General features: G+C 74.4%; 24 protein-coding genes and 2 pseudogenes. 11 read left to right on the top strand and 15 right to left on the bottom strand.

Annotation, left to right across the window (positions count from 1 at the left end; all coding sequences use genetic code 11):
- Window positions 1-30: 30 nt before the first annotated feature.
- Genes ACH34T_RS19805 through ACH34T_RS19790 form a run of 4 tightly spaced genes read right to left on the bottom strand, consistent with a single transcriptional unit; the run spans window position 31 to window position 3,624 of the window.
- Window positions 31-876 (bottom strand): heme ABC transporter ATP-binding protein, encoded by an 846-nt coding sequence (locus ACH34T_RS19805; protein WP_395993794.1) that lies wholly within the window; start codon window positions 874-876, stop codon window positions 31-33.
- A 26-nt stretch (window positions 877-902) separates the two neighbouring features.
- Window positions 903-1,949 carry a FecCD family ABC transporter permease gene (locus ACH34T_RS19800; RefSeq protein WP_395993643.1) on the bottom strand — a complete coding sequence of 349 codons (1,047 nt, stop codon included), beginning with the start codon at window positions 1,947-1,949 and terminating at the stop codon, window positions 903-905.
- A complete protein-coding gene (locus ACH34T_RS19795) occupies window positions 1,949-2,983 on the bottom strand; it encodes a hemin ABC transporter substrate-binding protein (RefSeq protein ID WP_395993642.1) in 1,035 nt (344 codons plus the stop codon). The genes ACH34T_RS19800 and ACH34T_RS19795 overlap by 1 nt, the downstream gene beginning before the upstream one ends.
- The gene (locus ACH34T_RS19790; protein WP_395993641.1) at window positions 2,980-3,624 is read right to left on the bottom strand and encodes a hypothetical protein; all 645 of its coding nucleotides are present in this window, start codon (window positions 3,622-3,624) and stop codon (window positions 2,980-2,982) included. The genes ACH34T_RS19795 and ACH34T_RS19790 overlap by 4 nt, the downstream gene beginning before the upstream one ends.
- Before the next feature lie 101 nt (window positions 3,625-3,725).
- Here ACH34T_RS19790 and ACH34T_RS19785 point away from each other — a divergent pair, with 101 nt between their 5' ends.
- The 5 genes from ACH34T_RS19785 (at window position 3,726) to ACH34T_RS19765 (ending at window position 8,621) form a co-directional block, all read left to right on the top strand.
- Complete coding sequence (locus tag ACH34T_RS19785) at window positions 3,726-4,559, top strand: IPT/TIG domain-containing protein (protein ID WP_395993640.1); 834 nt, start codon at window positions 3,726-3,728, stop codon at window positions 4,557-4,559.
- 83 nt (window positions 4,560-4,642) lie between these two features.
- The gene (locus ACH34T_RS19780) at window positions 4,643-5,602 is read left to right on the top strand and encodes a hypothetical protein (protein ID WP_395993639.1); all 960 of its coding nucleotides are present in this window, start codon (window positions 4,643-4,645) and stop codon (window positions 5,600-5,602) included.
- 88 nt (window positions 5,603-5,690) lie between these two features.
- Window positions 5,691-6,818: a WxL protein peptidoglycan domain-containing protein gene (locus ACH34T_RS19775; RefSeq protein ID WP_395993638.1), complete on the top strand. Its 1,128-nt coding sequence runs from the start codon at window positions 5,691-5,693 to the stop codon at window positions 6,816-6,818.
- Window positions 6,815-7,981: a hypothetical protein gene (locus ACH34T_RS19770; protein ID WP_395993637.1), complete on the top strand. Its 1,167-nt coding sequence runs from the start codon at window positions 6,815-6,817 to the stop codon at window positions 7,979-7,981. The genes ACH34T_RS19775 and ACH34T_RS19770 overlap by 4 nt, the downstream gene beginning before the upstream one ends.
- Window positions 7,982-8,018: 37 nt before the next feature.
- On the top strand, window positions 8,019-8,621 hold the full coding sequence (locus tag ACH34T_RS19765; protein WP_395993636.1) for a dihydrofolate reductase family protein: 603 nt from the start codon (window positions 8,019-8,021) through the stop codon (window positions 8,619-8,621).
- On the opposite strand, the gene ACH34T_RS19760 is transcribed toward ACH34T_RS19765, so the two are convergent.
- From ACH34T_RS19760 to ACH34T_RS19745, 4 genes and pseudogenes are all read right to left on the bottom strand, one after another.
- Complete coding sequence (locus ACH34T_RS19760; RefSeq protein WP_395993635.1) at window positions 8,602-9,441, bottom strand: class II fructose-bisphosphate aldolase; 840 nt, start codon at window positions 9,439-9,441, stop codon at window positions 8,602-8,604. The two genes, ACH34T_RS19765 and ACH34T_RS19760, sit on opposite strands and share 20 nt — an antisense overlap.
- Window positions 9,419-10,195, bottom strand: coding sequence for a 1-phosphofructokinase family hexose kinase (locus ACH34T_RS19755; RefSeq protein WP_395993634.1), 777 nt, complete (start codon window positions 10,193-10,195; stop codon window positions 9,419-9,421). The genes ACH34T_RS19760 and ACH34T_RS19755 overlap by 23 nt, the downstream gene beginning before the upstream one ends.
- A pseudogene (locus tag ACH34T_RS19750) lies at window positions 10,152-10,274 on the bottom strand (PfkB family carbohydrate kinase); the annotation flags it as partial. The pseudogene ACH34T_RS19750 and the gene ACH34T_RS19755, both read right to left, overlap by 44 nt.
- Window positions 10,275-10,342: 68 nt before the next feature.
- Window positions 10,343-11,308 (bottom strand): SIS domain-containing protein, encoded by a 966-nt coding sequence (locus ACH34T_RS19745; RefSeq protein WP_395993633.1) that lies wholly within the window; start codon window positions 11,306-11,308, stop codon window positions 10,343-10,345.
- A gap of 242 nt (window positions 11,309-11,550) precedes the next feature.
- Here ACH34T_RS19745 and ACH34T_RS19740 point away from each other — a divergent pair, with 242 nt between their 5' ends.
- Entirely contained in the window at window positions 11,551-12,459 is a 909-nt protein-coding gene (locus ACH34T_RS19740; protein WP_395993632.1) for a class I SAM-dependent methyltransferase, read from the top strand.
- A gap of 15 nt (window positions 12,460-12,474) precedes the next feature.
- Here ACH34T_RS19740 and ACH34T_RS19735 read toward each other — a convergent pair whose 3' ends face one another.
- The 5 genes and pseudogenes from ACH34T_RS19735 to ACH34T_RS19715 all read right to left on the bottom strand — a co-directional run bounded on the left by ACH34T_RS19735 (window position 12,475) and on the right by ACH34T_RS19715 (window position 17,886).
- Window positions 12,475-13,245, bottom strand: a complete 771-nt coding sequence (locus tag ACH34T_RS19735) for a hypothetical protein (RefSeq protein ID WP_395993631.1) — start codon at window positions 13,243-13,245, stop codon at window positions 12,475-12,477.
- 258 nt (window positions 13,246-13,503) lie between these two features.
- Window positions 13,504-14,898, bottom strand: a complete 1,395-nt coding sequence (locus ACH34T_RS19730; protein ID WP_395993630.1) for an amidase — start codon at window positions 14,896-14,898, stop codon at window positions 13,504-13,506.
- A gap of 29 nt (window positions 14,899-14,927) precedes the next feature.
- Window positions 14,928-15,587 (bottom strand): amidohydrolase family protein, encoded by a 660-nt coding sequence (locus tag ACH34T_RS19725; protein ID WP_395993629.1) that lies wholly within the window; start codon window positions 15,585-15,587, stop codon window positions 14,928-14,930.
- 44 nt (window positions 15,588-15,631) lie between these two features.
- Window positions 15,632-16,510: pseudogene (locus tag ACH34T_RS19720) on the bottom strand (amidohydrolase); the annotation flags it as partial.
- Between the two features lie 95 nt (window positions 16,511-16,605).
- The gene (locus ACH34T_RS19715) at window positions 16,606-17,886 is read right to left on the bottom strand and encodes a hypothetical protein (RefSeq protein WP_395993628.1); all 1,281 of its coding nucleotides are present in this window, start codon (window positions 17,884-17,886) and stop codon (window positions 16,606-16,608) included.
- Between the two features lie 107 nt (window positions 17,887-17,993).
- On the opposite strand from ACH34T_RS19715, the gene ACH34T_RS19710 reads away from it, so the two are divergent.
- A complete protein-coding gene (locus tag ACH34T_RS19710; protein WP_395993627.1) occupies window positions 17,994-19,076 on the top strand; it encodes a LacI family DNA-binding transcriptional regulator in 1,083 nt (360 codons plus the stop codon).
- Window positions 19,077-19,081: 5 nt separating this feature from the next.
- Here ACH34T_RS19710 and ACH34T_RS19705 read toward each other — a convergent pair whose 3' ends face one another.
- Window positions 19,082-20,554, bottom strand: coding sequence for a trypsin-like peptidase domain-containing protein (locus tag ACH34T_RS19705; protein WP_395993626.1), 1,473 nt, complete (start codon window positions 20,552-20,554; stop codon window positions 19,082-19,084).
- Between the two features lie 108 nt (window positions 20,555-20,662).
- On the opposite strand from ACH34T_RS19705, the gene ACH34T_RS19700 reads away from it, so the two are divergent.
- Complete coding sequence (locus ACH34T_RS19700) at window positions 20,663-21,451, top strand: SAM-dependent methyltransferase (protein ID WP_395993625.1); 789 nt, start codon at window positions 20,663-20,665, stop codon at window positions 21,449-21,451.
- 18 nt (window positions 21,452-21,469) lie between these two features.
- Here the strand turns inward: ACH34T_RS19700 and ACH34T_RS19695 are convergent, their stop codons facing one another.
- On the bottom strand, window positions 21,470-22,489 hold the full coding sequence (locus ACH34T_RS19695) for a transcriptional regulator (protein WP_395993624.1): 1,020 nt from the start codon (window positions 22,487-22,489) through the stop codon (window positions 21,470-21,472).
- Window positions 22,490-22,547: 58 nt separating this feature from the next.
- Here ACH34T_RS19695 and ACH34T_RS19690 point away from each other — a divergent pair, with 58 nt between their 5' ends.
- The 3 genes from ACH34T_RS19690 (at window position 22,548) to ACH34T_RS19680 (ending at window position 25,893) form a co-directional block, all read left to right on the top strand.
- On the top strand, window positions 22,548-23,756 hold the full coding sequence (locus ACH34T_RS19690) for an MFS transporter (protein ID WP_395993623.1): 1,209 nt from the start codon (window positions 22,548-22,550) through the stop codon (window positions 23,754-23,756).
- Window positions 23,757-23,923: 167 nt separating this feature from the next.
- Complete coding sequence (locus ACH34T_RS19685) at window positions 23,924-24,493, top strand: TetR/AcrR family transcriptional regulator C-terminal domain-containing protein (protein WP_395993622.1); 570 nt, start codon at window positions 23,924-23,926, stop codon at window positions 24,491-24,493.
- Between the two features lie 188 nt (window positions 24,494-24,681).
- On the top strand, window positions 24,682-25,893 hold the full coding sequence (locus ACH34T_RS19680) for an ammonium transporter (protein ID WP_395993621.1): 1,212 nt from the start codon (window positions 24,682-24,684) through the stop codon (window positions 25,891-25,893).
- Window positions 25,894-26,043 lie beyond the last annotated feature (150 nt).

The following is a 26,043-nucleotide window of genomic DNA, read 5'->3' as shown; positions in this document are numbered from 1 at the left end:
AACGCTTCCACCATTCACCGGGGCGGGCCATCACCCCGGCCCGGAGCGGCGCGGCAGGATCAGCGGACGGCCCGTCCGCGGATGCGGGACGACCTCGATGTCGTGCCGGTAGACGTCGCTGAGCAGCTCCGCCGTGAGAACGTCGCCGGGCGCGCCGCAGGCGGCGAGGCGGCCGCCCGCGAGCACGGCGACGCGGTCGGCGTGCGCGGCCGCGAGACCGAGGTCGTGCACCACCGCCACGACGGCGTCTCCGGCTCCGGCGCGTTCCCGGACGACGTCGAACACCATCTCCTGGTGGTGCAGGTCGAGGGCGGCGGTGGGCTCGTCCAGCAGGAGGGTGCCGGTCCGTTGCGCCAGGACGCGGGCCAGCGCGACCCTGGCCTGCTCGCCGCCCGACAGCTGCGGATAGGGACGGTCCGCGAATCCGGTGACGTCCGTCTGGCGCATCGCCTCGGCGACGGCGGCGTCGTCGTCCTCCTCCAGCGGGGTCCCGGCCCAGGGCGCGCGGCCCATGGCGACGACCTGGGCGACGGTGAACGGGAACGACACGGTCTGCCGCTGGAGCAGGATCGCGCGCCGCATCGCCAGCTCGGTGTGGCTCCACGCGGCGAGCGGCCTGCCGTCCACCGCGATGTCGCCGGTGGACGCGACGTCCCCGCCGACCGCCGCCAGCAGCGTCGACTTCCCGGCGCCGTTCGGGCCGACCAGGGCCAGCACCTCGCCCGTCCGCACGGTCAGGTCGACGTCGGCGAGGACCGTCCGGGCGCCGCGCTCGACGCGGAGCCCGCGCACCTCGACCGCCGCCGCCCCGGCCGGGACGGGACGCGGCACGACCGGCCTCCGGACGCGCCGCTCGATCGCGCGCAGCCCGATCAGGCCCAGCCCGCTCACTCCCGGCCTTTTCACGCCCAGCCTCCCGAGCTGTGCCGGGCGCGGCGCAGCAGCCAGAAGAAGAACGGGCCGCCGAGCAGCGCGGTCAGCACGCCGAGCGGCAGCTCCTGGTAGGCGATCGCGGTCCGGGCGACCATGTCCGCCGCGACCAGCACGACCGCGCCGCCGAGCGCGCTCGCCGGGATCAGGACCCGGTGCCCGGGGCCCGCGACCATCCGGACCAGGTGCGGCACGACCAGCCCGACGAACGAGATCACGCCCGCGAACGCGACCGCCGACGACGTCAGCAGCGCGATCAGGACGATCGCCGTGAAACGCAGCCGCTCGACGTCCACACCCAGGTGGCGGGCGGTGCGCTCGCCGAGCGACAGCAGGTCGAGGCGTCGCGCGCAGCCGAGCGCGACCGCGATCCCCGCGGCGGCGAGCGGCGCGACGGTCGCGACGGCGTCCCAGTTCGCGCCCGCCAGGCTCCCGAGGTTCCAGGACGTGATGGCGCGCAGCGCGTCGTTCCCGGCCGCGAACATCAGCAGCCCGAGCAGCGCGCTCGCGACCGCGTTCACCGCGATGCCGGTCAGCAGCAGCGTGACGACCTCGGTCCGGCCCGCCGACCGCGACACCGCGTACACCAGCAGCGTGGTGACCAGGCCGCAGGCGAACGCGGCGGCGACGATCGTCCAGTTGCCGAGCACGGTCAGGCCGAACACGATCACGGTGGCGGCGCCGACCGCCGCGCCCCACGACACGCCGATGACGGCGGGCTCGGCGAGCGGGTTGCCGAACACGCCCTGCATGACGGCGCCGGAGCAGCCGAGCGCCGCGCCCGTGACGACGGCCAGCGCGACGCGCGGGAACCGCACGATCCACAGCGCGTTGTCGCCCTGCGCCGCGCTCGGACGCGGGCCGACGTCCAGCCCGGCGCGGTGCAGGATCGACCCGACGACCTGGTCGGGCGGCACGTTGACCTGCCCGATCCCCGCCGCGACGACGCACAGCACGACCAGGGCGACGCCGAGCGCGCCGAGCAGCACGGGACCGCGTCCGCGCTTCAGCGGCCTCATCAGCACGTCCGGTACACGGCGGCGGCGAGCGCGGAGATCGTCTCTCCGGTGCGCGGGCCGAAGGACAGCAGCGTCCCGTCGTCCACGTCGATGATCCGCCGGTTCCGCCCGGCGGGGGTCTGCGCGACGCCCGGCAGCTTGAGCAGGCCGGAGACGCCGCCGACCGACTTCAGCCCGGCGGTCATCACCAGCAGCACGTCCGGCGCGGCGTTGATCATGCCCTCGCTGGTCAGCGGCCGGAAGCCGGACAGCCCGAGGGACGAGCCCGCGTCCGCCGCGCCGATCGCCTCGATCATCGCGTCCGACCCGGCGCCCTTCCCGCCGATCAGGTAGACGCCCGCGCTGCCCCGCACGTACAAGAACCCGACGGTGGGCCGGGCGCCGGACGCCGGCTTCGCGGCCCCCTTGATCTGGCCGTCCACCTGGGCGGCGAGCGTGCGGCCCGCGTCCGGGACGCCGAGCGCCGCGGCGACCGCGCGGATGTGCGGGCCGATCGCGGGGAGCGTCTGGCGGTCGTCCACGAGCACGACGGGGACGCCCGACCGCCGGATCTGGTCGAGCACCTCCGGCGGCCCGATGCTCCTGTCGGTGATCACGACGGACGGGTCGAGCTTCAGCACCCCCTCGGCGGACAGGTCGTGCCCCTGCCCGGTGACGAGCGGGAGCGCCCGCGCGGCCGGGAACGTGGTGGAGACGTCGCGCCCGACGAGCCGGTCGCCGAGCCCGAGCCCGTGGACGATCTCCGCCAGCGAGCCGTACAGGTTGACGGCGAGGACGCGCCGCGCGTCGCGGACGGTCACGTCCCGCCCGTCGGCGGACCGGACGGTCACCGGCAGCTCCGGCTCGCCCGGCTTCGGCACGGGCTCCGGGTTTCCCTTCGGCGCCGCGACGGTGCCCGCCCCGCACCGGGCCGCGGGATCGTCGCCGCCGCCCCCCGACACCCCGGCCGTCCCGAGACCGCATCCGGCCAGCAGCAGCGAACCGCCCAGCGCGAGCGCCCCCACCAAACGTCCCGCCCTGGTCGATCGGGTCACGCGGCGGCCCCGGCGGGCGCGGCGGGAGACCGGCGGCGGCGGAGGACGAGCAGGACGCCGCCACCGGCCACGAGCAGGCCGCCCGCGCCGGCGGCCGCCCAGGCCCACGCGGGGAATCCGCCGTCGCCGCCGAACGTCACCGGCACCCTGACGTCCTGCGAACGGTCGGAGGTCCGCGTGTGGTCGGACCTGGACACCACGGCGCACTTCACCTCGGTGCAGTCGACCGACCCCGCCAGCGCGGACCCGACGCGGATCTTCACGTCGAAGCCGCCCCCCGGCCCGTACGGGACGGCCAGCCCCTTCCCGTACGGCGGCGGGTTGGACGAGATCCACTGCGATGCCCCGGCCGTCCCGGACGTGTCGGCGCCGCCGCCGCACGGCGAGGGCGTCTTCCCGGGCCCGTTGTCCTTGCACAGCGCGACGTAGACGCCCTTGCGCGTGTCGAATCCCGAGCCCTTGACCCGCACCGTCGCGCCCTTCGCGGGCAGGCCGTCGACCTGCGAGACGGTCAGCGTCTGCCCGGACGGGCCGGTGGCCCTGCCGGTGTCCGCGTGCGCGCCCGAAGCGAAGGCGCCCGCGCTCGCGGCACAGGCGGCGGCCGTCAGCGCGAGCGCCGCGATCGGAAGGGTTGCGTGCATCGGGTGTCAGCCCCTCGGAGGCGATCCAGGGCCCACCAGGGCCTTTACCAAGATTCGCCCTTAGATTAGCTTAGGCTTGCCTAACTCTTAAGAGGTGAGCCTTGCCTAACTTCAGAGCGTCCCGGCGTGCCGCCGCCGTCGCCGCGACGGCGGCCGCCCTGCTCGTGGCGGCGCCGCCGCCCGCGCACGCGGCGTCGGTCCTGGTGTCCCCGACGTCGGGGGTGAGCCCGGCGGGGCAGACCCTGACGGTCCGCGGTTCCGGCTTCGATCCCGCGCGCAACAACAGGTTCGGCGTGTACGTCGTCTTCGGGCCGCGCGGCGCGAACTGGACGTCGAACTCCAACGCCTACCTCGCGGCAAAATGGGTGCACCCGGGCGGCTCGGGCGGCGGGCAGGCGCCTATGAGCCCCTCCGGCGGCTTCTCGGTGACGCTCTCGGTGAAGGCGAAGTACACGGACGGAGACGGCAAGAAGGTCGACTGCCTGAAGACGCAGTGCTACGTCCTCACGATGGCGGCGCACGGCGTCCCCGACCGCAGCCAGGACACGTCCACGCCGATCCGCTTCAAGGGCTCCGGCTCAGGCGCCGGGCCGGGGACGGGCTCCGGCGGCTCGGCGGGTGCGGCCGGGAGTGGCCAGGGGAGTGCGGGCTCGGGCTCCGGGACGGGTGCGCAGGGCGCGCCGGGCGCGTCCACGCCGGGCGGCGGCGCGTCCGGGACTGCCTCGCCGTCGGCGACACCGGACGGCGCGTCGCTCGACGGCGCCTCACCGGCGGGGGCGTTCGAGCAATCGGTGTCGGGCGGCCGGGCCGGGTCGCCGTGGCCGTTCTGGGCCGCGACGGCCGCCGCCGGAGCGGCCGCGCTGGCGGCGCGCTCCGTGCTGCGCCGCCGGTCAGGACGCTCCGCGCGGCGGCGCGATCTCGATCACATCCCTTGATCCCCGCCGGGACTCCGATACAGTCCTCGATTAGGTAAGGCTTACCTAAGTTCTTGCCGTCGTTCTCCCCGCGAGAGGAAGCCATGAGACAGGCGACCACACGAATCACCCGCGGCGGCGCCGTCATCGCCGCCGCCGGGCTGATCACGATCGGGCTCGGCGCGGCGCCCGCGCTCGCCGCCGGGCCGGCGACCACCGTCACCCCGGCCACCGAGGCCGACCCCGCCGGGCAGGACCTCGCCGTCAAGGGCAGCGGGTTCGACCCGGCCGCCAACGGCGGCCTCGGCGTCTACGTCGTGTTCGGGCCGAAGGTCCCCGACTACTGGACGAACGCGGGCGCCTTCCAGGCGTCCAAATGGGTGCACAAGAACGGCGCCGGAGAGAACAAGCTCAACGCCGACGGCACCTTCGCCCTCACCCTGGCCGGCGTCAAGGCCAAGTACACCGACGGCAGCGGCAAGGCCGTCGACTGCCTGACGACGCAGTGCTACGTCATCACCATGGCGGCGCACGGCTCGGCCGACCGCGGCCAGGACACCTTCACGCCCGTCACGTTCGTCGGCGGCAACAACCCGGGCCCCGGCCCGGACCCGGCCGACAAGGGCGAGCAGACGCTGTCCACCAAGGTGGACAACGGCGCCCTCACCCTCTCCCTGGACGGGGACAGTGCGCAGCTCAGCACGGTCGCGCCGGGCCAGCACTCCACCGGGGCGCTGCGCACCGCCACGGTCACCGACGCGCGCGGGACCCAGGCGGGCTGGAGCCTCGTCGGCGAGGTGACGGACTTCAGCCACCCGCAGGGCGCGACGATCCCCAGGGGCAACCTGGCCTGGAGCCCGTCCGCGCAGGTCGTGGACGACGGCTCGCGGGGCGCGGTCACGCCGGGCGCTGCCGGTTCGCTCGGCACGGCCCGGACGCTGGCGTCGTCCGCAGCCGGAAGCAGCGGCGGAGTGTTCCAGGCGGGCGCCGGGCTGGACCTCGGCGTCCCCGCCGGGACCTCGCCGGGCGACTACACCGCGACGCTCACCCTGACCCTCTCCTAGAGGGCGCCTCCGAGGAGAAGGAAGGCGGGGTGGGAATGGTCGAAGCATCCCCACCCCGCCCCGGACAGAGAGTACGCGGAGCCAACCGATGAACGCATTCCGTGGCGGCGCGATCCTGGCGGCGGCACTGGCCCTGCCCGCCTCCCTCCCCACCCCGGCACACGCCGCCCCGGACCACACCGCTCCGGCACACGCCGCCCCGGACCACACCGCTCCGGCACACGCCGCCCCGGGCCACGCCGCCCCGGCACACGCCGTTCCGGGCCAGGCCGTCCCGGCACACGCCGTTCCGGGCCAGGCCGTTGCGGTGCGCGGGGTTTCGGGGCGGGTTGCGGGGGCTGGGCCGGGCGGGCTGGCCTGGTCGGTCAAGCCGGCCGGGGTCGGGGGCCGGTCCCGGCGCGACTTCTTCGTGTACACGCTCTCGCCGGGGCAGCGGATCCGCGACACGGTCGTGATCACCAATCTGAGCGACCGCCCGCTGACGTTCCGCGTGTACGCCACGGACGCCTTCAACACCGCCGACGGCTCGTTCGCGCTCCTCACCGCCGACCGGCAGGCGGACGACGTCGGCACCTGGATCTCCATCGCCGGCGCGCCGGCCCGGACCGTCCAGCCCGGCAGGTCCGCGCGCCTGCCGTTCACGCTGGCGGTGCCGTCCGGCGCCACGCCGGGCGACCACTCCGGCGGCGTGATCGCGGCCGTCACCGAGCAGACCACCGGTGCGCAGGGCCGGCGGGTCAACGTCGACCGCCGCGTCGCCGCCCGCGTCTACGCGCGCGTCAACGGGGCGCTCTCGTCGTCCTTGCAGGTGGAGTCGCTGAAGGTGGCGCCCGAGAGCGCGTGGCTCGGCACCGGGAGCGTCCTGGTCACCTACCGGGTCCGCAACGCCGGCAACGTGCGGCTCGCCGCCACGACGCGGATCGGCGTGAGCGGGCCGTTCGGCATCGGGCTCGGACGGGCCGCCACCCGGCGCGTGCCCGAGCTGCTGCCGGGCAACGCCTACACGTTCACCGACCGGGTCCGGGGCGTGTTCCCCGCCGGGTCGCTCACCGCCACGCTCAAGCTGACGCCGCTCGACTCGATGGCCGCCGCGCCGGGCGCGACGCGTCCGACGGTCCGGACGGCCGGCTGGTGGGCCACGCCGTGGACGGCCGTCGGCGCGGTCGTGCTCGCCGTCGCCCTGTTCGTGCTGTACCGCCGCAGGACGCGGTCATGAAGGCGCTGCTGGCCGGGACGCTGACCCTCCCGTCCCTGCTCTTCGCGGCGCCGGGGCCGTCCGTCGAGATCGACCGCGCCGAGGCCCGGGTGGGGGAGACCGTCACCGTCGACCTCGCCGCATGGCCCGCCGGGAACGTGCTGATCGAGCTGTGCGGCAACGGCGGCGCGCGCGGGTCCGCCGACTGCGCCGTGGCCGCCGCCGCGACCACGTTCGTCAACCCGCAGGGCCGCGGCACCGCGATGATCACGGTGGTGAGGCCGCCGATCGGCTGCCCCTGCGTCGTGTCCGCCCGTCCGGTCGCGGGCGGGCGGGCGCGCACCGTCCCGCTGAAGATCGACGGCGTGCCGGTGCTCACCGCGGCGCAGCGGCGCACCGTGTCCGCGGGCCCGGGACGCGACCTGACCGTGTCCGGGGTGCGGGTGAGCGGCGGCGCACCGTCCGCCGCGTGGTTCGCGGGGCCCGCCGAGCGGACGGTGACGTTCACCGTCCGCAACACCGGCCGGGCGCCCGTCGCCGACCCGCCGCTCGCCCTCGCGTTCGGACGCGGCGCCGAGCCGACCGGCGTCCTGGACGCGCCCAAGATCGGGACGCTCGCGCCCGGCCAGGAACGCACCTACAAGGTGGAGGTGACGCTGCCCGGGCCCGCGTTCGGCCGGTACACGGTCGTCGGCGAGCTCACCGGCGTCGACCGTCCCGCCCGGTTCACCGCGCACACGTCCTCCTACCCGTGGGCGCTGCCCGCGCTGCTCGCGCTCGCCGTCCCGGCGACCGTCGTCAGGGAGCTGACGGGCAAGCGCAGGCCGGCCCGCCACCGCACGCCCGCGCCTACGGCCGCCGCGCCCGCCGCGCCTGCCGCGCGGACGGGGGTCGGCATGAACGAGATCGTCGCCGCGAACATCCGCCAGTGGCGCCGCGTCCGCGACTTGCCGGCGATGGCGCTCGCCGAGACGCTGACCACGCTCACCGGCGCCGCCTGGACCGCCGGCCAGGTCGAGCGCGCGGAGACCTCCACGCCGCCGCGCCGGTTCGACGCCGACGAGCTGCACGCGTTCAGCCGCGCCCTGGACGTCCCGCTCCCCGCGCTGTTCCTCCCACCGGCCGGATACAAGATTTCTGGTGCGGATGTCGAGGACGCGGGCACGGCTCCGACCATCTGGTGAGCGGCGCCACGAGGGCGCCGCGATGGGAGGCACCGACATGAGCAAGGTCACCTGCGACATCGCGATGTCCGTGGACGGTTTCGTCGCCGGCCCGAACCAGCGCCTGGACGAGCCGATCGGCGACGGCGGCGACCTGCTGCACCGCTGGATGTTCGAGGAGGCCGAGGCCAACGCCGAGGTCATCGAGTCCATCACGGACGCGGGGGCGTTCATCATGGGCCGCAACATGTTCACCGCCGGGCGCGGCGACTGGGACCTGGAGTGGAAGGGCTACTGGGGCGAGGAGCCGCCGTACCACGCGCCGGTGTTCGTCCTGACCCACCACCCGCGCGAGCCGGTGCCGAGGGAGGGCGGCACCACGTTCCACTTCGTCACCGACGGGATCGAGTCGGCGCTGGGGCGCGCGCGGGACGCGGCGGGCGACCGGAACGTCGCGATCTGCGGCGGCGCCCAGACGGTGAACCAGTACCTGGCGGCGGGGCTGCTCGACGAGCTCCGCCTGCACATCGCGCCGGTCGTGTTCGGCGCGGGCGCGCGGCTGTTCGAGGGGGTCGGCGACATCGGTCTCGAACAGACCGCCGTGTCGCGCAGCGACCTCGTCACGCACGTCACGTACCGGGTCACCCCGTCGCGCGGATGACCTCCAGGAGGCGCGTGACCTCGGCGGCGACGGCGTCGCGTCCGGCGGCGACGTAGCGGCGCGGGTCCACCAGGTCCGGGTCCGCGGCCAACCGGCCGCGGACCGCCGCCGTGTAGACCTCGTTGAGCCGCGTCGCGATGTTGATCTTCGTCATGCCGTGCGCGACGGCGGCGGCGAGCCCGCCGTCGGGCACGCCGGACGAGCCGTGCAGCACCAGCGGGACCGGCACCGCCGCCCGCAGCCGCGCGATCAGCGGCAGGTCGAGGACGGCGTCGCGGGTGCGCATCGCGTGGGACGTCCCGACCGCGACCGCCAGCGCGTCCACGCCGGTCGCGGCGGCGTAGCGGGCCGCCTCGCCGGGATCGGTGCGGGTGTGCGGGGCGTGCACGCCGTCCTTGCCGCCGACCTCCCCGAGCTCCGCCTCCACCCAGACGCCGCCTGCGTGGCAGCGGGCCGTCACCTCGGCCGTGCGCGCCACGTTCGCGTCATGGCCGAGCCGGGACGCGTCGAACATCACCGAGCCGAACCCGAGCGCGACGGCCTCCCGGACGAGGTCCTCGGACGTCGCGTGGTCCAGGTGGACGACGACCGGCACGGCGGCCGCGCGCCCGACCGCCAGCACCGCCCGCCCGATCGGCGCCAGCGCGCCGTGGTAGGCGACGCAGTTCTCGCTCACCTGGAGCACCACGGGCGCGCCTGCGCGTTCCGCGCCGCCGACGATCGCCTCGGCGTGCTCCAGCTGGATCACGTTGAACGCCCCGAGGCCGCGCCCCTGCGCGGCGGGCCCGGCGACCACGTCACTCATGGCCGCGAGCGGCATGATCCTCCTCCTCCGTCCGGACGGTCACGCGCGCGAGGAACGCGGCCAGCTCACCGGCGTCGACCTCGCCGGCGACGGGCGAGCGGACCGCGCACGCGGCCAGCGCGACCGCGTTCCGGAGCCGGTCCGGCCAGGACAGTCCGCCCGCCAGGCCCGCCGCGAGCCCGGCAGCGAGCGCGTCGCCCGCGCCCGTCGGGTTGCCGGACACCGGACGGTCCAGGGCCGCGCGGAGGACGCCGTCCGGGGTCCCGGCCAGGACCCCGTCCGCGCCGAGCGAGGCCACGACGACGACCGCGCCCGCTTCTCGGAGCGCACCGATCCCGGCGGCCGGGTCGTCCCTCCCGCTGGCACGGGCCAGTTCTCCGGCGTTCGGCTTCACGACGTCGGGACGACCGGCGAGGCCCAGCCGCAGCGCCTCGCCGTCCGCGTCCAGGATCACCGGCCCCGGGGCGAGACGGGCCAGCACGGCGTAGGCGTCCGGCGGGACGCCCGGCGGAAGGCTCCCCGACAGCACGACCACGGCCGCGTCCCGGGCCAGGGCCGTGTACTCGCGCAGGTGGGCCGCCCATTCCCGGTCGGTGACCGTGGGCCCGGGCTCGTTGAACACCGTGACCTCGGCGCCGACGACGGTGACCGTCCGGCGCGCCTCCCCCGGACGTCCGCGTGAACGCGGCGGGCACGCCCAGCGACGCGAGGCCCTCCTCGATCTGCCGTCCCGTGCCGCCGCCCGCCAGCCCGGCGGCCACCACCTCATGCCCGAGGCTGTGCAGGACGCGGGCCACGTTGACGCCCTTGCCGCCCGGCCGCCGATGCACGGCCGCCACCCGGTTCATCTCACCGAGCCGGACGTCCGGCACCTCGTAGGTGTCGTCGAGCGCCGCGTTCAGGGTGACGGTGAGGATCATGCCCCGCCGTCCGGGACCGCCGAGCCGTCCGGGACCGCCGAGCCGTCCGGGACCGCCGGGCCGTCCGGGACCGCCGAGCCGTCCAGGATCACGGAGCGGGTGAGGTTGCGGGGGCGGTCGGGGTCCAGGCCCGCCGCGGTCGCCAGCGCGACCGCCACCCGCTGCGCGCGGACGAGCTCCGCCAGCGGATCGGCGCCGGAGACGCGCAGCAGCCCGCCCGCCGCGCGCACCTCGCCGGCCAGGCCGTCCGGGATCGTCCCGAACATCCACACCGCGCGGCCGGGGCCGGTGATGCTGATCGGGCCGTGCCGGTACTCCATCGCGGGGTACGCCTCCGCCCAGAAGCCGGCCGCCTCCCGCAGCTTGAGGGCGGCCTCCCGGGCGAGGCCGACCGTCCAGCCGCGTCCGAGGAAGGTGAACTGGCCGGCGTTCAGCAGCTCCGGCGGGAGCGGGTCGCGGACGGCGGCCTCCGCGCCGGCGATCGCGTCCGTCACGTCCTCGCCGAGGTGGGCGCGCAGCAGGATCAGCTGCGTCGTGGCGAACCGGGTCTGCACGACCGACTCCTCGTCGGCGAAGTCCAGGCCGATGACGGCGTCGGCGCGCTGGGCGGCCGGCGCGTCCGGGACGGCGGTGATCGCGGTCGTCCGGACCGTCCCGGCGAGCCGCCCGAGCACGTCGACGACCTCGGTCGTCGTCCCGGACCTGGTGAGCGCGAGCACCCGGTCGTAGCGGCGGGCGGGCGGCAGCTCCGAGGCGGCGAACGCGTCGGTCTCGCCGTGCCCGGCGGCCTCGCGCAGCGCCGCGTACGCCTGCGCCATGAACAGCGAGGTGCCGCAGCCGACGACCGCGACCCGCTCGCCGCGTCCGGGCAGCGCGCCGCCCGCGTCCGCCGCGAGCCCGGCGGCCCGCCGCCAGCACTCCGGCTGCGCGGTGATCTCGATGCTCGTCCGGCTGCCGCCCATGAATCCTCATATCTGCGCGTTTAGCCCGATATTCACCTCAATCATTAATGAACGAGCGGGAGGCGCAAGACCGGCGAGCGGATTGCGGGGGCGGCCGGCTCACCTATCATGGCGAACCCCGGATGCCGTCAATCCGGCTGCGTCATACCAAAACCCGCCAACGGGGCGCGGGCACGACGAAAGGGCACGACGTCCACTTCGTCTCCTTCGCTCTCGTACACGATGACGGTGGAGCTATCCGCATGATCAGGCAAGAGACCGTGCCCCCCGCCTCCCTCGACGACGTCAAGGGCTGGTTCCCCAAGATCGACCAGCTGCTGTTCACCTGGTTCCTGGAACGCCAGGAGCGCCTCGGCCAGACGGGCGACCTGGTGGAACTCGGCTCCTACCTCGGGAAGAGCGCCATCCTGATGGGCCGCCACCGGCGCGCGGACGAGACCTTCACGGTCTGCGACCTCTTCGACTCCGAGGCCCCGGACGACTCCAACCAGGCGGAGATGAACGGGTCCTACGCGACCCTGACCCGCACCGCCTTCGAGACCAACTACCGCGCCTTCCACGACCGGCTCCCAGAGATCGTCCAGGGGCCGACCTCGCTGATCCTGGACCACGTCGAACCCGAGTCCTGCCGGTTCGTGCACGTCGACGCGTCCCACCTCTACGAGCACGTGAGCGGCGACATCCAGGCCGCGCACGTCATGCTGCCCGCCGGGGGCGTGATCGTGTGCGACGACTACCGGTCCGAGCACACCCCCGGCGTCTCCGCCGCCGTCTGGGAGTCGGTCGCCGTCAGCGGGCTGCGCCCGATCTGCGTCACCACCCAGAAGCTCTACGGCACCTGGGGCGAGGTCGGGCCGATCCAGGACGACCTCCTGGACTGGCTGGCCGAGCGGGACGACATCTGGCACGAGGTCCAGGAGGTCGCGGGCCGCCGCCTCCTCCGCGTCAAGGGGAAGTGGGCGTCGTCGAGCGAGGCGCAGCGGCTGAAGGACCGCCTCGCCAAGTCGCAGGACCGGGCGGCCCGCATGGAGGACCGCCTCGCCCGCACCCGCGACGAGCTCGCCGCCGTCCGCAACTCGGTCAGCTTCCGGGTCGGCCGGTCGGTGACCGCGCTGCCCAGAGCCCTCCGCCGCCGGAACCCCGGCTCGTAGCCGGGTGGGTCGCGCCTACTCGTCGGCGAAGGAGCAGTCGGACGGGTTGTCGGGCGGCTTGATGTCACCGGTGGGCAACGTCAGGGGCGCGTCCTTGACCGTGTAGCCCTTCAGCCATTTCCCGAACGGGCCGGGGCTGTTCGCGTTGAACGGCGCCGGCCCGTTCCCCATCTGCTGGCACTGCGGGAACACGATGCCCCAGGAGAAGCCCATCCGGTCGTACCGGTGGCCGCGTGGCGACTGGTAGAACGTCAGGTTCGCCCGCTTCTGGTTCGGCGGGGTGCCGTGCTCGGTGTCCTGCTGGATCCCGGACACGACCGCGACGGGCCCGGTCGCCATCACGTAGTCGACCTTGATCCAGCCCCAGTGGTGCCTGGACGGCCCGCCGGGCTCGTCCGGCGCGTAATGGTCGTACTTCACCGTGCCGCGCCCCGCGCCCATGACCATCTTCCCGCCGACGACCTTCCACGGCCCGCCGTGCGCGTCCACGATGAACCGCCGGTACGGGTACTCGGGATCGCCCGGATATTCGAGCCACGCGTCCCCGGTCACATGCGCCTCCTCGACCGGCCGCGGCGCCTGGGCCGGGCCGCGAGGCGGCTGGGCCGGGCCGCGAGGCGGCTGGGCCGGGCCGCGAGGCGGCTGGGCCGAGCGCGGGGTCTCGGCGGGGCGCGGGGTCTCGGCCTGCGCCGTCGCGCCGCCGGCGGTCGCGCCTCCGGCGGCCGCCGTCACGACCACGCCGAGCGTGCCGAGCCCGGCGGCCAGAACACGTGCTTTCCGCGACATGTGGGTCCCCTTTCCGCGGACGTCCCTCGTCCGCTCCCACACGGTCGCAGCGCCGGCCCGGGCCGATCTTCCCCCGCGCGGCGGAGCCGCCTAGCCCGCCGGACGGAGATCAGGCCACCCCGGTGCGCGTCGCCTCCCGCTCCAGGTTGTCGAGGACCAGCTCGATCACGACGTCGTGCTGCCGCCGGATCACCAGCGGCCACATCACCCGGAACATCCCCCCGGTGCGGCCATGACCGAACTGGGCATTCCCGGCGCCTAGCCCAGGGCCTCCAGGCCGGCGGCCACCGACAGGAGGCGCCGCTCGTCGTAGTGGCGGCCGATCAGCTGGACGCCGGCGGGACGGCCCGCGGGCGCGGTCCCGGGCGGGACGGACACCGCCGGGTGCCCGGTGTGGTTGGCGAGCGACGTCAGCCGGACCATGGCGGCCACGGCGTCCTCGGGACGTCCGTCCAGGTCCACCTCGGTGCGGCCCAGCTCGGGCGGGTCGACGGCCATGGTCGGCAGCGCGATGACGTCCACGCCGGACAGGGCCGCGTCGACCTTCGCGCGCAGCACGGGACGTCCGCGCTGCGCGGTCAGGTACTCCTCGGTGGTGACGGTCGCGCCCGCGGAGATCCCGTCCTTCATCGGCGCGTTGTAGCGGTTCTCGGACGCCCCGAACCGGCGCAGGTGGTACGCGGCCATCTCGGCGGACAGCACCGGCCAGTGGACGGCCTTGACCTGCTCCTGATCGGGCAACTCGATCCGGACGACCTCGGCGCCCGCGTCGGCCGCGGCGGCGAGCGCGGTGCGGAAGTCCGCGAGCAGGTGCGGTTCGGCGATGCCCAGGTACTCGTCCGACGGGATCCCGATGCGCATCCCGCCGAGCCCGGCCGCCGGGCCGGAGCCGTTGGCCGCCCCGGCGCCGAAGCCGAAGCCGCCGGAGCCGCCGCCGGAGTCGGAGCCGGTGACGCCGCTGAGCAGGACGCCGAACATCGCCGCGACGTCCGCGACCGTCCGGCCGATCGGCCCGGCGTGGTCGAGCGACCAGGCCAGCGGGATGATCCCGTCGGTGGGCAGCAGGCCGTAGGTGGGCTTGAGGCCGACGACCGCGCAGCACGCCGCCGGGATCCGGACGCTGCCGCCGGTGTCGGTGCCGATGGCCGCGAAGCACATCCCGGCGTGCACGGCCGCCGCCGACCCGCCGCTGGAGCCGCCCGCCGTCCGGGTCCGGTCGAACGGGTTGCGGGCCGGGCCGAGCGTGGTGAGCGCGAACTCGTCCATGGTGGTCGTGCCGACGATCACCGCGCCGGCCTCCTTGAGCGCGCCGACCAGCGTCGCGTCGCGGTCGGGGTAGCGGCCCTCCAGGACGCGGGAGCCCGCGTCCTGCGGCATCCCGGCCATCGCGACCATGCTCTTCACGGCGACCGGGACGCCGTCGAGGGGGCTCAGCGGGGTCCCGGCCGCGAGCCGCCGCGCCGCCGACTCCGCCTCCTCGCGGGCCTGGTCCGCGCGCAGGTGCGCGAACGCGCGCAGCCCGGCGTCGCCGCCGTCGCGCTCGATCCGGCCGAGCGCGGCCTCGACGGCGTCCACCGGGGTGGCCTCCCCGGCGTCGTACAGCGCGCGCAGCTCGCCGATGGTGCGGCCGTCCTCCGCTGCGAAGGTGGACATCGGGACCTCCTAGATCGTTGCGGTACGGGTCATCCTGCGTGCCAGACCTGGCGGCCGCCGACCCACGTGGACAGCACCGGGATCTCCGCCAGTTCCTCCGGGTCGGCGCGCAGCGGGTCCGCGCCGAGGACCGTGAAGTCGGCGAGCCGGCCGATGGCGACGCGGCCCTTGTCGTGCTGCTCGCCGGACGCCGCCGCCGAGCCGGCCGTGTAGACCTCCAGCGCCTCGTACGGGGTGAGCCGCTCGTCCTCGCCGAGGACGGTGCCGTCCTGGGCGCGCCGGGTCGTCAGCGACTGGAGCGCGTACAGCGGTTCCAGCGGGCCGCACGGGTAGTCGGACGATCCGGCCACCGTGATCCCCGCGTCGCGGAAGGTGCGGTGCGGGCTGATCCGCGCGGCGCGCTCCCGCCCGTAGTGGCCGACGAGGTTGCGGCCGTGGTAGGAGATGAACGCGCCGAAGGGCACCGGGATAACGCCCAGCGCGCGGATCCGCTCCACCAGCCCCGGATCGACCACCGAGCAGTGCTCGATGCGGTGCGTCTGGCCGGGACGCGGCGGAGCGGCGGCGACCGCGGCCTCCATCGCGTCCAGGACCTTGGAGATCGCGAGGTCGCCGTTGGCGTGCACCGCGAGGCGGCTGCCCGCCGCGTGCACCCGGTGGACGACCTCGGCGATCTCCTCGTCCGGCATGACCTGGATGCCGCCGGTGCGCTCGCGCCGAGCGCGCCCTGGTACGGCGTCCGGCACAGGCAGGTGCCGCCGGAGACCGCGCCGTCGGTCATCATCTTCACGCCGTTGAAGCGCAGCGTCGTGTCGCCGAACCCGGTGCGCAGGCCCAGCTCCCGCGCGGGCTCGAAGAACTCGTACCAGAGCAGCATCCCGACCCGCGTGGTCAGCGCGCCGGCGTCGCGTGCGGCCTGGTAGAGGGCCCAGTCGGCGGGGTGCACCATCGCGTCGGTCACCGAGGTGATCCCGGCGGCGTTCATCCGGGCGAGCATCCGGCGCAGCGACTCGACCCGCGCCTGCAGGGTCGGCTGCGGGACGAGCGGCGCCCGCGATCCGTGCCCGAGGTAGCCCTCCATCCAGGCCCGCTCGTACAGCACGCCCGTCAGGCGTCCACCTTCGGCGGCACTGCCGCGCACCAGCTCGCCGCCGACGGGGTCGGGCGTGTCCTCGGCGTAGCCGGCGGCGGCCAGCGCCCGGGAGTTGGCGACGGCGCCGTGGTAGGAGTAGTGAATGATCAGCACGGGGTGCCGCTCGGAGACCCGGTCGAGCAGCGTCCGGTTCACGCTCCGGCCGTCCTCGGTGCGGGAGACGTCGAAGTTGTGCCCGACCACCCATTCGCCCTCGGGGGTGGCGGCCGCCCGCTCGGCCAGCGCCCGCCGCACCTGCTCGGCGCTGCCGGTCACGGTCGGCGCCAGGTCCACGTAGAGGCCGCCGTCGGCGAGCACGGAGGGGTGCGCGTGGGCGTCGTCGAACCCGGGCAGCAGGACCCCGTCGCCGAGGTCGACGTCCTCGGCGCCCGGGAACCGGTCGCGCAGGTCGCGCCGGGCCCCGGTCGCCACGACGCGCTCGCCGAGGACGGCGACCGCCTCGGGCTCGTCCCCGTTCATGGTGACGATCCGGCGCGCCGAGAAGATCCTGGCCCGGGACGCCTCGGCCGCGTCGGCGGGACGGGCGGCGTCGGCGGGACGGGCGGCGTGCGGGCTCATACGAGTCCCGCCGAGTCGAGCAGCTTGAGCACGGGCACTCCGATCGTGGTGATGACGGTCATCGACATGACGCTGCCGATGAACGGATGGAAGTCTCCGGGCAGCCGCGCGGCGATCGCGCGGGCGAGCGGCGCGCCCGCGACGGCCCCGGTGACGGACGCGAACAGGATCACCGGCCAGCCGCCCTCCATGACGATCACCGCCGCCGGGGCGAACGACACCACCGGCACGAACGTCGGGTACCAGCCGTGCCGCCGCCATTCCCCGGCCCACAGCCACACCCCGAGGACGGCCGTGAGGATCTGCGCGGTGAGCAGGTCGGGGAACACGCCGCTGCCGTACGCCGGGCCCGTCGTGTTGACCGCCCAGGCCAGCACCGCCCCGCCGACCAGCCCGAGGGACGCCCACTCGTTCCCGTAGAACTGCGCCTCGCTGAAGTCCGCCAGCGCCCGGCGCGGCAGCCACCAGCGCGGGAGCCCGTCGTCGCCCGGCGCGTCCGCGTCCTCGGGACGGCGGTCGGGCACCGGATCGGGTTCGGCGTCGACGCCCTCGCCGGCCGGGCCCTCCGGCGGCGGCGGGAGGGCCATCCAGGGCAGGCCGCGGCAGATCAGGAACGCGAGCAGCGCGCCCACCCACATGCCGGTGACGTTCCCGATGACCGCCGGCAGCTCCAGCGGCAGGCAGAAGTGCTCGACGACCAGGATCGACACCGGTGTCGTGAGCACCGCGCCCAGCCCGGCGGCGGTCAGCGCGACCCGCCAGCCCGCCCCGTACACGAGGACGACCGACGGCGCCACGGACACGAACGGCACGAACGTCGGCTGCCAGGTGTCGGGCGCGAGCGTCCAGCCCCACAGCAGGTTGGAGAGCAGCAGCGCGATCCCGGACGAGGCCAGCAGCCAGGGCCACAGGCCCGTCCCGTAGGCGATGTCGAAGCCCCGGGCGCGCAGCCGGCGCCGCGCCGCGTAGTGCGCGCCGGCCGCGAAGAGCAGCAGCCCGATCCCGCCCAGCGAGGTCTTGTAGAACTGCGCCTCGTTGGTGTCGCCCAGGATCCACACGACCCATTCGCCGAGCCCGCGTCCCGCCGGGCTCGCCGCCTCCGGGACGGTGCTCGGCAGCTCGTCCTCGGCGGCCCGCATGATCAGGTTGAGCAGGACGGCGCCGCCGCAGACGAGCAGCAGCTGGGTCACCAGCCGCGACCGACGCGGCGCGATCACCTCGGTCGCCATGGACGTGACCTCCCTGAACGGGCCGAACCGCCGATCGGGCACCGGCATGCGCAAACGTTTGGCTATAACGTTTGCTCAATGAGAAACTGCTAACCTGGACCCTGTCAAGAGCCGATGCCGGAAAATCGGCCGACGAGCGTCGCCGGGGAAAACAGGTGGTCTTGCAAGGGGCGAGGAACGGAGAGGCCGCCGATCCAGCGCCGGACGGGCCCGCGGCGTCCAGCGGCCGGGCGACGCTGAAGACGATCGCCGAACTGACCGGGCTGCACGTGTCCACGGTGTCCCGGGTCCTGAACGGCACCACCAGCGGCGCACGGGCCGCCTCGGCCGCGACCGCCGAGCGGGTCAGGCAGGTCGCCAGGGAGGTCGGGTACGTGCCCGACATCCAGGCGGCCGGGCTGCGGCGGCAGAGCTCCCGGCTGCTCGGCGTCATGATGGCCAGGCTGACCGACCAGGTGCTCGCCTCGATCTACGAGGGCGTCGAGCGCTCCGCGACCCGGCACGGCTTCCACACCATGGTCAGCAACTCCTGGGACGACCCCGCCACCCGGCAGGCCCACATCTCGATGCTGCTGTCCCGCCGCGTCGACGCGATGATCTTCGGTGACGCGCATGTGGACGGCAAGTTCCTGGCCGACTTCGCCGCGCACGGCGTCCCGTTCGTGCTGGTCAACCGGCGGGCCGGCGACCATCCCTCGGTCACCTGCGACGACCTGGAGGGCGGCCGGCTCGCCGCCGAGCACCTGTACGCGCTCGGGCACCGCCGGGTGGGCGTGGTGGCCGGGCTCCCGTACGCCGCCAACGGCATCGACCGCACGACCGCCTTCACCCGCTACTTCGCCGAACGCGGCCACCCCGTGCCGGGGGACCGCGTCGTCCACGCGAGCTTCGACGCGGCGGGCGGCGCGCTGGCCGCCGAACGGCTGCTCGACCGCGCCCCCCACCCGTCGGCGATCTTCGCGGTGAGCGACTTCGCCGCGATCGGCGTGCTCGGCGTGCTCCGCGAGCGCGGCCTGCGCGCCGGACGGGACGTCGCCGTGGTCGGCTTCAACGACGTGCCCATCGCCGCGCAGCTCACGATCCCGCTCAGCAGCGTGCGCAACCCGATGTACGACGTCGGCGCGCAGGGCGTCGACCTCCTCGTCCGCATGATGCGCGGCGAGCCGCCCGAGCGCATCGTCCTCCCTCCGGAGCTACGAGTCCGCGAATCCAGCGCGTCCCCGCACACCGGGGACTGACCGGGTCACGGGGTCAGGTCGACCGTTTTCGGCGGGGTGGCGTTGCCGGCGAGGTCGTAGCCGATGGCGCAGTACCGCCACGCCTGGGTCTTGTCGAGGAACGCCGGGAAGCGCCGGTACGGCTGGTAGCCGGCCGGGTCGGCGCAGTCCACCGCGTCCGGGGCGCCGTACTTGATCTCGTAGTGGACGATCTCGAAGATCTGGAAGATCGGCTCCACCGCCCACTGGGTGTCGAGATCGCGGGCGCTCACCACAGGCGCGACCGTCGGCGGGGTGTCGTCGACCTGCACGGTCGTGAACGAGGCGAACCGGGTCGGCACCCACGCCGAGTCCTGGCCGCTCACCGCGCACAGGAGGTAGAAGTCCTCGCGGGGCGGCAGCGGGTCGGTGATCGTCGGCCGGTCGCCGATGGCGAACGGCTTGCCGTAGCCCGCCGAGTCGCGGCAGTCGGTACGGCCCAGCGGGCCGGTCTTGATCCGCGCGTACCGCTGGCCGTTGGCGCTGAGCGCCGCGTCCCACCGGGCGTTCTCGGAGGGGACGGCGACCCTGGTGTCGGACGGTGCGGCCCCCGCCCCCGGGTCGAGCCGGCAGGCCGGGCCGCTGAGATCCTGGAGCGAGCAGCCCGCCAGCGGCGCCACGCCGATCGCGTACGAGGTGCCGGGACGCAGCACCGGGCCGCCGGGACCGATCTCGCACGGCCGCCCCAGCTTGCACACCCCCGACACACTGGTCTCCACGGTCGTGTTGAGCACCGCCACGACCCGGCGCCCGTCCCGCTGGACGACCAGCCCGCCGGACGAGCCGCCCGCGACGCCCGCGCAGTCGTTCGGGGACGCCCCGTACCAGACCCACGGCGACTCGGCCACGTCGGTGCGCGCGGCGCTGCGGCACTGGGAGCGGCGGAGGAACTGCTGGTCGGACGGCAGGTCGTCCACGGGCGCGTGCACCACCTCGATGGACGCGCCCTCCGGGGGCGGCGCCGCCGAGGTCTCCAGCGGACGGACGTCGATCGCGGCCAGGTCCGCGTAGCTCGCCGCCAGTTCGACGACGGCCAGATCGACGCCCTTCATCGTGGCGTACCTGATCGAGGCGACCGGGAACGACCGGTGCCGGTCGGCGGTGTCGACGAAGTACGCGGGGGTGAACGTCCAGCCGGAGGGCGCGTCCTCGCCGGTGCGCACGTCGTTGGCCGCGAACCGTCCGACGCAGTGCCCGGCCGTGAGCACCAGCGCGCGGGCCGCCGGGTCCGGGACGCCGCCGGTCTTCCCGGGCGGTGAGATCACCGTCGCCGTGCACTGGCTCGACGCCTTCAGCCGTCCGACGGGCCGGAACCGCTCCGCCCCCGGATCGGTGGACCGTAACAGCGGGGCATCCCCTCCGCCGGGCGACGCGACCGCCGGACCGCCCGGCGCCGCGCCGATGGCGATGGCGATGGCGATGGCGGCGACCATCGCGATCCGCAGGAGCTTTCTACGCATACCCTCGTCCTTCCACGCCCCGGCCGCCGACCGGCCGGGCCCCTCATGTACTTGATCGACTTCGCCGACAGGCTAGGACCCTCCGCGCCGATTGGGTAGTTGTCCCTCATGGAGCCGAAAGCCAAGATCGACACCACGGTGCCCCATTCGGCGCGCGTCTGGAACTTCCTGCTGGGCGGAACCGACAACTTCCCGGTGGACCGGCGGGCCGGCGAGCGGGTCATCGCGACCTTCCGGGGGATGGTCGACATGGCCCAGCAGTCCCGGCAGATGCTGCGCAGGGTGGTGCGCTACCTGGCGGGGGAGGCGGGCATCGAGCAGTTCCTGGACATCGGCACCGGCCTGCCCACCGTGGACAACACGCACGAGGTGGCCCAGCGGCTCGTGCCGCACGCCCGGATCGTCTACGTCGACAACGACCCGCTCGTGCTGACGCACGCCAGGGCGCTGCTGACCAGCACGCCCGAGGGCGCCACCGACTACATCGAGGCGGACGTGCACGACCCCGGCGCCATCCTGGCCGGGGCCGCCCGCACCCTCGACTACGACCGGCCGGTCGCGCTCATGCTGATGGGCATCCTGGGCCTGGTCGGCGACTTCGACGAGGCGCGGTCGATCGTGGCGCGGCTGACGGCGGCGCTGCCGTCCGGCAGCTACCTGGCCGTCTACGACGGCACCGACCGCGATCCGGCCTACACCCGGGCGATCAGCGCCTACAACGCCGGGAGCGGCGCGGCCCCCTACAAGCCGCGCACCCCCGAGCAGATCGCCCGCTACTTCGACGGGCTGGACCTCGTCGACCCGGGCGTCGTCCCGGTGACGGAGTGGCGGCCCGACCCCGGGCACGAGAACGTCCCCGAGGTGTCGTGCTCGGGCGGCGTGGCCCGCAAGCCCTGACCCGTCCGTCCCTGGGCGTCACGACGGGCGGGCGTCCTGTGCCTCCACGAGGGCGTTGCCGGCGCGCGTCCGGTAGTAGAGGACGGACCGCCCGGCGCGGCGGCGGTCGATCAGGCGCGCGTCGAGCAGCACCTTGAGGTGGCGTCCGACCGAGCCGAGCCCCTGGCCGGTCAGCGCCACCAGCTGCGTGGTGCTGAGCGGCGACGCGAGCAGGACGAGGGCGCTCGCGCGCGCGGCCCCAAGCAGCCGCTCCAGCGCCTCGGGGACGGTCCCCGCGTCACCCGCGCCGTGCGCGCCGCGCGCGGTGCCCGCGCCCGCCAGCGGGCCCAGGCAGGGATAGACGATCATGTACCGGCCGGGGCCGGGCTCCTCCCACGCCACCCAGCCCACATCCGGTGTGACCGGGACGAAGAGCAGCTGCGCGCCGGAGACGTCCTTCGGGGGATAGTCGCGGACGTTGATCTGCAGGCGCCCGCCGCCGAGCCAGCGCATCCCCGGGCGCATGTCGTCCAGCGCGGCGGCCCACCCGCCCCGGCTCAGCTGCCCGGCCCGCGCCACCGCCTCGGCTTCGAGGACGCGGCGGCGGCGCTCCCAGTCCGGCTCGACGGTGTGCGTCCACACCCACTCCAGCAGGCCGGTGAGCCGTTCGACCACGTCGGGGCGGCGGAGCCCGGCGGGCAGCGGACGCCCCAGCGAGACCTCCAGATCGGCGTGTGCCCGCTCCACCGGCGTCCGGCGCACGGCGTCGAGCTCCTCGTGGAACGTCGGCGAACCCACGCCGGGGTGCGGGGGAGTGAGGAAGTCGGCCGTCCACTTGGTCCTGACGCCGAGGGCGGCCTCCAGCAGCGCGGCGGTGACGGGCTCCCGGCGGAGCGCCTCCCGGTACGCGTCCCGATGGGCGCCGAGCCAGGCACGCTCTCCCGGGTGCGCGGCGGTGTCGCCGTCCAGGAGCCTGAGGCACGCGCTGGTCTCCGCCAGGGCCGAGACCGCGAACCGCCCGCCCGCGAGCGTGTCCGCGTCGATCAGCCACCACCCCATGTTTCGCCTCCGTGCGAAACATTACCGGCCCGCGCCGGCGGCCCCGGAGCCTTGGATCATGCGCACGTATCGGGACCTGTTCCGCACCCCCGAGTACACCCCGCTCTTCGCGTCGTTCACGCTCCAGGCGTCCGCCCAGACGGTCGCCGCCCTGGCCCTCGGCACGCTCGTGTACGAGTCGACCCGGTCGCCGCTGCTGTCGGCGCTGAGCATGTTCGGCGGCTCGTTCGCCCAGATGATCGGCGCGCTGACCCTCCTGTCGGCCGCCGACCGCCTCCCGCCGCGGGCCGCGCTGACCTGGATGGCGCTGATCTTCGGCGCGGGCACGGCCGTGCTGGCGGTCCCCGGCCTGCCGGTCGCCGCGCTGCTCGCCCTCGTGCTGGGCACCGGCCTCGTCACCTCGCTCGCGAGCGCCGTCCGGTACGGGCTGCTGAGCGAGATCCTCCCCGAGGAGGGCTACCTCCTCGGCCGCTCGGTCCTGAACATGTCCGTGGGGACCATGCAGATCTGCGGGTTCGCCGTCGGCGGCGTCCTGGTCGTCGTGCTCTCGCCCCGGGGCACGCTGCTCACCGCCGCCGTGCTCTACCTCCTCACCGCGGCGACGGCGCTCACCGGGCTGAGCCGCCGCCGGCCGCGGGCCACCGGCCACCCGAGCCTCGCCCAGACCTGGCGCACCAACGCGCACCTGCTCTCGTCCGGACCGCGCCGCGCCACCTACCTGGCGATGTGCGTGCCGAACGGCCTGATCGTCGGCTGCGAGGCCCTCTTCGTCTCCTACTCCCCGCGGCACGCGGGTCTGCTGCTCGCCGTCGCGGCCGTCGGCATGCTGATCGGCGACACCGTGACGGGACGCTTCGTCCCGCGCCGCCTGCGCGAGCGCCTCGGCCCGTCGCTGCGCCTGCTGCTGGCCGTCCCGTACCTGCTGTTCGCCGTCGACCCGCCGCTCCCGCTCGGCGCGGCGGCCGTCCTTCTGGCGTCCGCCGGGTACGCCGCGACGCTGCTCCTGCAGGAACGCCTCATGGCCCTGACCCCGGTCTCCATTCACGGCCACGCGCTGGGCCTGCACTCGTCCGCCATGCTGACCATGCAGGGCGTCTGCGCGGCCCTGGCCGGCGGCGTCGCGCAGCTGACCTCCCCCTCGGCCGCGATGGCGATCATGGCCGCCGCCTCGGTCGCCGTCACCCTCGCCCTCGCCCCCGGCCTGCGCCCCCTCCCCGAAACCCGGCCCGGCGCGACGGAACTCCGCGAATCACCGGCCGGGCCGTGAGCCGGAACATGGGGCCCGGATCATGGGGCCCGGATCATGGGGGGCAAGTTTTCGTTTCCGTTGCCCGGAAAAGGCGAAGCCCATAATCTAGGACGCGCCATTAGACGTGATGCCGATCGTCGGCGCACCGCCCGTGATAGGGATGCCGTAAATAACCTGAGGAGATCATGCGTCCCGAACGGGGTCCTGCGTCCAGTCCCGTCTCCGAGGGTCCCGCCGACGGTGTCCGGCGGCGCGTGGTCGAGGCGGTCAGCGACTCCATGCGGGCGGTGGAGCATTTCGACCATGGCGAGCTGCGCCTCTACCTCGCGCTGCTGCAGGACCGGCTGCCGGTCTACGTCGGCACGATGCACGAGCTCTTCGCCCAGGCCGGGCAGGCCAGCGTGCACAAGAACCTGGTGATGGCCGCGGAGGCGACGATCGGCTTCTACAGCGAGGTCCTGGCCGCCAAGATGGCGGTGGTGGCCAGCCCGCCGCAGCTGGTCCGGCTGCGGCAGGTGATGAAGCCCCGCCAGATCGGACCGCATCAGGCGGAGGCGACGGTCGCCGCCTACCTGCGCCGGGAGCAGGAGCTCGGACGCGTCGCCGCCGACGCGGAGCCGCTGGGCGCGGCCCGGCTGCTGATCGGCGCCTGCCTCAACTACGTCTTCAGCGTCATGCTGCTCGGCGACGACATGCTTCCGCCGCGCCAGGAATACGCCGCCCTCCTCGTCGAGGGCCTGCGCCTGTCCCCCTGAGGGACGCCCCGCGACCGGCCCCGGAGATCGAGCCCCGCCGGACGAGTCACAATAATCGCGCTAAGTGCCGGGCAAATTTCCGGCGGCGACGTTTGTGGTGTGCCGGGACGCGAAGGTAAGCCGGAAATGCTTCGCCTTGGGATCGGGCTTTCCGGGGGCGGGGGAGGGGAGCGACCGAGAGGCCTGAAATGTCCACGGGGCTGAATACCGGTGATTCCGCCTGGCTGATGGTGAGCACCGCGATGGTGCTCCTCATGACGCCGGGCCTCGCCTTCTTCTACGGCGGAATGGTCCGCTCCAAGAACATGCTGACGATGCTCTACATGAGCTACATCTGCATCAGCCTCGTGACGGTCCTGTGGTTCCTCTACGGGTACGGGCTGGCGTTCGGCGAGGACGTCGGCGGCGCCGGGCTCATCGGCTGGGGGGACTGGCGGCTCGGCCGCGCCGGCCCCGACGCGCTCCAGGGCAGGATCCCGGAGCAGATCTACGCGTGCTTCCAGCTGACGTTCGCGATCATCACCGTCGCGCTGATCAGCGGCTCGATCGCGGGACGGGCCAGGTTCGGCCCGTGGATCCTGTTCGTCGTCGTGTGGGTGACGCTGGTGTACCTGCCCGTCGCGCACTGGGTCTTCGCCTCGTCCGGCTGGCTCAACGAATGGGGCGTGATGGACTTCGCCGGGGGGCTCGTCGTCGAGCTGAGCTCCGGCGTCTCCGGGCTCGCGCTGGCGCTGGTGCTCGGCCAGGGCGTCGAGTTCCGGCGGAGGGAGGGGCCGCGTCCCGGGAACGTCCCGTACGTGCTGCTGGGCCTCGGGCTGCTGTGGTTCGGCTGGTTCGGCTTCAACGCCGGCTCGGCGCTGAGCGACGGCGGCCTCGCGACCCGGGCGTTCGTCAGCACGATGATCGCGGGCTGCGCCGGGATGCTGACCTGGCGGGTGCTGGAGTGGATCCGCGTCCGGCACCTGACCAAGCTCGGGTCGGCGAGCGGCGCGCTCGCGGGGCTCGTGGCCATCACCCCCTCCTGCGCCTTCGTCAGCGTCGAGGGGGCCTTCGTCATCGGGGCCGTCGCCGCCGCGGTGTGCACCTATGCGGTCGAGCTGAAGCTGGTCGCCGGTTACGACGACACCTTGGACGTCACCGGAATCCACGGCGCCGGGGGAATCGTCGGCGTCGTGTCGCTCGGCTTCCTGGCCACCGGCTGGGACGCCGGCGAGGCCGGTCTCTTCTACGGCGGGTCCGTCTCGGTGCTCGGCAAGCAGGTCGTCGCGGTGATCGCCGTCGGGCTCTACGCCTTCGCCGTCACCTATGTCATCGGCAGGATCATCGACGCGGCGCTCCGCATGCGCATGACCGACGAGGAACAGGCCCGGGGCACGGACGCCGCCTTCGTCGAGGGCTGACCCCGGACCTGCCGCCTGCGCGACGGCGATTTTGGAATGGAACGATCCTTGTCCAAAAGGGGGCCGACTTTCGAGTGTTCGTGATCGAGCCTGCCCATGTGCTCGCCGGTGTCTTCACGATTGACACCATTTCGGCTGCTGGTTAGCATC

It is taken from the genome of Actinomadura sp. 9N215 (assembly GCF_044326345.1).
Lineage (GTDB): Bacteria > Actinomycetota > Actinomycetes > Streptosporangiales > Streptosporangiaceae > Spirillospora.
Note: the sequence above shows the minus strand (reverse complement) of the source record. Positions and strands in the feature narration are given on the sequence as shown.